Annotated in this window: 4 protein-coding genes and 2 tRNA genes; 4 read left to right on the top strand and 2 right to left on the bottom strand. The window is 66.5% G+C overall.

Going from position 1 to position 5204, the window contains the following annotated elements; translation table 11 throughout:
- The 4 genes from ACXJKR_RS23750 to ACXJKR_RS23735 all read left to right on the top strand — a co-directional run.
- The coding region (locus ACXJKR_RS23750; RefSeq protein WP_457324908.1) for a prolipoprotein diacylglyceryl transferase at nt 1-318 on the top strand (318 nt) is incomplete at its 5' end.
- Nucleotide 319: 1 nt separating this feature from the next.
- Nucleotides 320-1048: a DNA polymerase III subunit epsilon gene (gene dnaQ / locus ACXJKR_RS23745; protein WP_457324907.1), complete on the top strand. Its 729-nt coding sequence runs from the start codon at nt 320-322 to the stop codon at nt 1046-1048.
- 34 nt (nt 1049-1082) lie between these two features.
- Nucleotides 1083-1157: transfer RNA gene (locus ACXJKR_RS23740), tRNA-Val, on the top strand.
- A 38-nt stretch (nt 1158-1195) separates the two neighbouring features.
- Nucleotides 1196-1270, top strand: a tRNA-Val gene (locus tag ACXJKR_RS23735).
- Nucleotides 1271-1333: 63 nt separating this feature from the next.
- Here ACXJKR_RS23735 and ACXJKR_RS23730 read toward each other — a convergent pair.
- Both ACXJKR_RS23730 and ACXJKR_RS23725 read right to left on the bottom strand, forming a co-directional pair.
- Nucleotides 1334-2986 (bottom strand): glycoside hydrolase family 9 protein, encoded by a 1653-nt coding sequence (locus ACXJKR_RS23730; protein ID WP_457324909.1) that lies wholly within the window; start codon nt 2984-2986, stop codon nt 1334-1336.
- A 205-nt stretch (nt 2987-3191) separates the two neighbouring features.
- Nucleotides 3192-5204 (bottom strand): glycoside hydrolase family 2 TIM barrel-domain containing protein (locus ACXJKR_RS23725; RefSeq protein WP_457324906.1); only part of this gene is annotated, 2013 nt, incomplete at its 5' end.

Here is a 5204-nt window from a genome sequence, read left to right as displayed (position 1 = left end):
CCCCAGGCCAATGACGGCGGCATTGCCCGCCATCCTTCCCAGCTCTACCAGGCAGCGGGCGAAGGCCTGCTGCTTTTCATCATCCTGTGGCTCTATGCCCGCAAGCCACGCGCGACCGGGCAGATCTCCGGCGTCTTCATGATGGGCTATGGCGCGCTGCGCTTCGTGGCCGAATACTTCCGTGAGCCCGATGACTTCCTCGGCCTGCGCGCGCTGAGCTGGAGCCAGGGGCAGTGGCTGAGCCTGCCAATGGTCATCGTTGGTGCCGCCATCTTTGCCTGGGCCACCAAGCGCAATCAAAGGCCGGTCCAAGGTTGACATGAGACAGATCTTCTTCGACACCGAAACCACCGGCCTGGAGGCCGACAAGGGCGACCGCGTCATCGAGGTCGGCTGCGTCGAAATGGTCAACCGCCAGCTCACCGGCAACCACCTGCACCTCTACATCAACCCGGAGCGCGCCAGCCACGAGGACGCGCTGCGGGTGCACGGGCTGACCGAGGCCTTCCTGTCGGAMAAGCCCAAGTTCGCCGAGATCGTCGACCAACTGCTGGCCTTCCTGGCCGGCGCCGAGCTGGTCATTCACAACGCGCCGTTTGACATCGGCTTCATCAATGCCGAGCTCAAGCGCCTGAAGCGCGGCGTGCTGACCGACCATGTGGGCGGCGTGCGCGACACGCTGCTGATGGCGCGCGACCTCTTTCCCGGCAAGGCCAATTCGCTGGACGCGTTGTGCCGCCGTCTCGAGGTCGACAACACCAAGCGCGTGCTGCACGGCGCGCTGCTGGACGCCGAACTGCTGGCCGACGTCTACATCCGCCTGACGCGTGGCCAGGACGCGCTGTTGATGGACGAGCATGGCGACAACGCCAGCGGCGACAGCCACGCCGCCATCGAGGCCGTGGACCTGTGCCGCTTCGTGCTGCCGGTGCTGCACGCCAGCGAAGCCGAGGCCGCGGCGCATGAGAAATTGCTTGCCGACCTCGACAAGGCCGCCGGTGGCGCCTGCAAGTGGCGAGTGCTGGAGCCCGCTCAACCCATGGCATAATCGCGGGCTTCGCGGAAGTCGAGATTCGCTTTCGGGGCGGTTAGCTCAGGGGTAGAGCACCACATTCACACTGTGGGGGTCGCAGGTTCGAAACCTGCACCGCCCACCAAGACTCTTGGAGTTGCGGTGGATTCAGTTTTCAGGATTGGGCGGTTAGCTCAGGGGTAGAGCACCACATTCACACTGTGGGGGTCGCAGGTTCGAAACCTGCACCGCCCACCAATCCGAATCGTCAGACCCGGCCTTGAGCCGGGTTTGTCGTTTGTGCGATGCGCGGCTTGTGACTCATGGCTTGGGAGTCAGCGTTTGAACGGCCGCTGATACGTACACCAGCGGTGCGTTCCAGTTGATCGCGATCTCGTTGGTGGTGTAGCTGCACAAGGCGTCGAGGTAGGCCTTGGCCGGCACCTTGGAAGGATAGGCGCCGGGGCAATCGTCGCCCGAGCCGGGGTTCGGGCCGCCGACGATCATGCCGGGTACCGGCGGCTGTCGCGGCATCGCGCCAGACGGACGGTGGTGCGGATGCAGCGGCGAGCGCGTTCCGAAGCCGGTCACCATGGCATATCCGCTGGGGTGCCGCCCGAGGACAAAGTCAAGCGCCGACTGTGCGGCGTCAAGCATGCGGCGGTCACTGTCGAGGCGGTATCCCTGAATGAGCATCAAGGCCTGGTTCAGGGCCACGGCATTGCTGCCCCAGATGAAGTCCTCGGTCTGCATGGCCAGGCGATAGGGCGATCGATCCCAACGCTCGGCGAGCGCGGTGGCCAAGGACCTGATCTGGCCCTCGATGAGCCTGCGGTCCGCTACCGGGGTCAATCGGTCGCGATGCTGGGCGAGGCTTACCCATGCCAGCGCCCCGACGCTGCTCCAGCCCGGAATCTCGATGCGCGGCACGGCTTGCTTGAACGCGTGCCAGTAGCCGTCCTCGCGTGTGCTGATGTAGAGCTCTGCGGCGGCCCAGGCAAGTTCGTCAGCCAGTTGGTTGTCGTCATAACCGCCGGTGTGGATATCGGCCGGCTGGCGGTAGATGACGTCGGGATGCGCTTTGGCCCAGTCCCAGGCACGCTTGGAGGCGGTCATCATGCGTGCCGACAACCCCGGGCGCTGCGCCTCGAACGCCGCGAATACGCGGCTGGCCTGTGCCATGACGGCGGCGAAGTCGAGTGTGGCCGCTGTCGCCTTCATCACGACATAGCGGTCGTGCCGGGCCTCATGGGGCATCACGATGCCGTCAAAGCCTTTGTCGGTGAGCTTGTGATAGACGCCGCCATCGACCGGATCCTGCATGGATAGCATCCACTCCAGGTTCCACAGTGCTTCATCGAGAACGTCCGGCAGGCCGTTGCCGCTCTCGGGGATGGTCAGGCGCTGCGCATCGAAGAAGGCCGGGAAATGTTCATAGGCCGCCAGCAGCGTGTAGACGGTGATGCCGGAGTTGACGATGTACTTGTTGTAGTCGCCAGCGTCATACCAACCCTTTGGCGCTGAGAAGACGGTGCCCTCAGGCCGGCCAGGGCCAGCGGCTGACGCATGAACAAGCACGCGGTCGTCCGGATGACCTGCGGGCCTCGCCCAGACACCCGCGTGGACAGGATCGAGGGCGATGCTGGCGCGGTTGTAGTAGAAGAACTTGAGCGCGGCGGCATTGAGCGCCACATAGGCGTCTGCCGCGATGACGAAAGGAGCAGAAGGCGCAAGCCCTGCAACCTTCAGCCGGTATCGGCCGGGCTGACGCCAGGCAGAGAAGTCGGCCAGGTGCAGCACCTCCTGCGCCGCCTCCCAGCGTTGCGCGCTGCGCAGCGGGCCGCGCCAGACTTCTTGTCCAGTCACTGCGTCGACCAGCGCAAAGCTGCTGGCGGGCACGTCGCGCAGCACTGCCCATTTCGCGCTCTCGGGCAGATAGCCCACCTGGTTCAGCTGTATGGCCTGGGTGTCGATCTCAGCGGACTGTTGCTGCTGCGCGATGGGGCTAAGCGACGACGTGCTACAGCCGGCAAGACTCAGGATGCAGGCCAGGCAGAGCGCCAGCGGCGCGCGAAGGTTCACGTTCAAGGCAGGAATTCCCGTTCGATGTGGTCGGCGACGCCACGCCCGCCCGGAACGCGGCCATCGGAAATGCCGTGGGTGAGCGAGTGGCGCCGGTTCAGCGTACCCCTGGCTCGAGCACCACGCGACCCCACAGTCCCGAGGGCTGGCCCGGCGCGGCTTCGACCAGCACGGTCACCTGGCGGCGCGGCCCGCCCTGGGGCAGGGTCACGGCAAATTGTGCGGGCTCGACGGTGTTCTTCTCGCCCAGCTTGACGCCGTCCACCCAGACCTCGGCCTTGCCAGCGATGCTGCCGAAGACGAGTTGTGCGCGGCCGTCGTTGCGATCCGCACGCACCGGCACACTGCTGCGGTAGAGACGGAAGGCCTGTGGCTCCGCGCCGCGGCGCATCGGCGGCTCGTCCCAACCCCAGGAGTTCATGTCGGTCTCGGCCAGCACGACATTGGGGTCGGGTCRCGATGCATAGGACGGAGAGACGCGCCAGCTCAACAGCGGCGTCGTCGGCTCGGCCGTCGGCACGTTTGGCGGTGTGGCGGCTGGCTGCAGCGTCAGCGCGACTTCCGCGGCCTGCAGGCCCTCGGCGACGGCGCGCAGCTTCAGCTCACCGCGGCCATCGCGCCGGCCCTGCACGATGAGTTGGGCCAGGCCGTTGAACAGGCTGCGCTCGCTGGCCTTGTCGGGCTCGTGGGAGTTCGGGTCGCCGTTGCCGACGCCAATGATGCTCGCCTGGCCATCGATCTCGAAGCGCACGAGGGCGTTCGCCGTCGGCACTGGCCGCCCTTGGGCGTCGACGACGCTGACCGTCACCGGCATGGCATCCAGCCCGTCGCCAGCCAGCGTCTTGCGGTCCGGCGTCAGCACGAGGCGAGCGGGCGCTCCGCTGGTCTCGACAGCGTCGCGTGCGATCTCCTTGCCATCTCGCAGGGCCACGGCCTCGATGCGTCCCGGGGCATAGGCCACCTTGAAATGCGCCATTTCGTAGGGGTCGACATCCTGCTCGCCGACGGCCGTGCCGTTGAGCAGCAGCCGCACGCGCGGCGCATTGCTGGCGACCATGACGTGCACGGCCTGGCCTTCACGGCCGGCCCAGTTCCAGTGCGGCACCAGCTTGACGACCGGGCGATCCTTGACCCACTGGGCCTGGTGGACCCAGAACGCCGTCTTGGCGAACCCGGCCAGGTCCATCGCGCCGAAGAAGGAGCCGACGCTGGGCCACTCGTACGGCGTGGGTTCGCCGCGGTAGTCGATGCCGGTCCAGATGAAGCTGCCGGCGATGAACGGCCGCTCGCCGATGGCGCGCCAGGCCTGGCGGTGCGTGTTGCCCCAGGACGAAGGCTCGTCGTCGTAGCTGCCGAACACCTGGCCGGCGCGGTCGCTGGCGAACTCGCCACGCGTCATGTAGGCCGCGGTGTCCTCGGTGCTCGTCATCGGGCGCTTCGGGTGCTTCTTGTGATAMGGGTCGTAGGCGCTGATCTGGTAGTTCACGCCGACGACGTCGAGTGCATCCGCCGCGTTCAGGTCGGTAAACAGGCCGCCGTGCATGGCGCCGGTCACGGGCCGCGTCGGGTCAAGCTTCTTGATCTCAGAAACCATGCGGCGTGCCATCTCGTAGCCGGGCTCGGTGCTCTGCAGCGGCTCCTCGTTGAAGATGGACCACAGGATCACGCTCGGGTGATTGCGGTCGCGCCGCACCATCCACGTCAGCTGCTTCAGGTAGTCGGGCGAGGGGTTGAAGTTGCGGTTCTCGTCCATGACGAGCAGGCCCAGGCGGTCGGCGATGTCCAGCACCTCGGCCGCCGGCGCGTTGTGCGAGAAGCGGATCGCGTTGGTGCCCATCTCCTTGAGGCGGCGCAGCCGGAACTCCCAGATGGCCTCGGGCACGGCAACACCGACACCGGCGTGGTCCTGGTGAACGCAGACGCCCTGCAGCTTGACCGATTGGTCGTTGAGGAAGAAGCCGCGGTCCGCGTCGAAGCGGATGGACCGGAAGCCGGTCTGCGTTTCGGAGCGGTCGAGTTCCTTCGCGCCGTCGCGCAGCGTCGCGCGCACGCGGTATAGGTTGGGTTGTGCAAGCGACCACAGCGGTTGGGTTGTGCAAGCGACCACAGC

The sequence above is a fragment of the Roseateles sp. P5_E11 genome (assembly GCF_054049355.1).
Note: the sequence above shows the minus strand (reverse complement) of the source record. Positions and strands in the feature narration are given on the sequence as shown.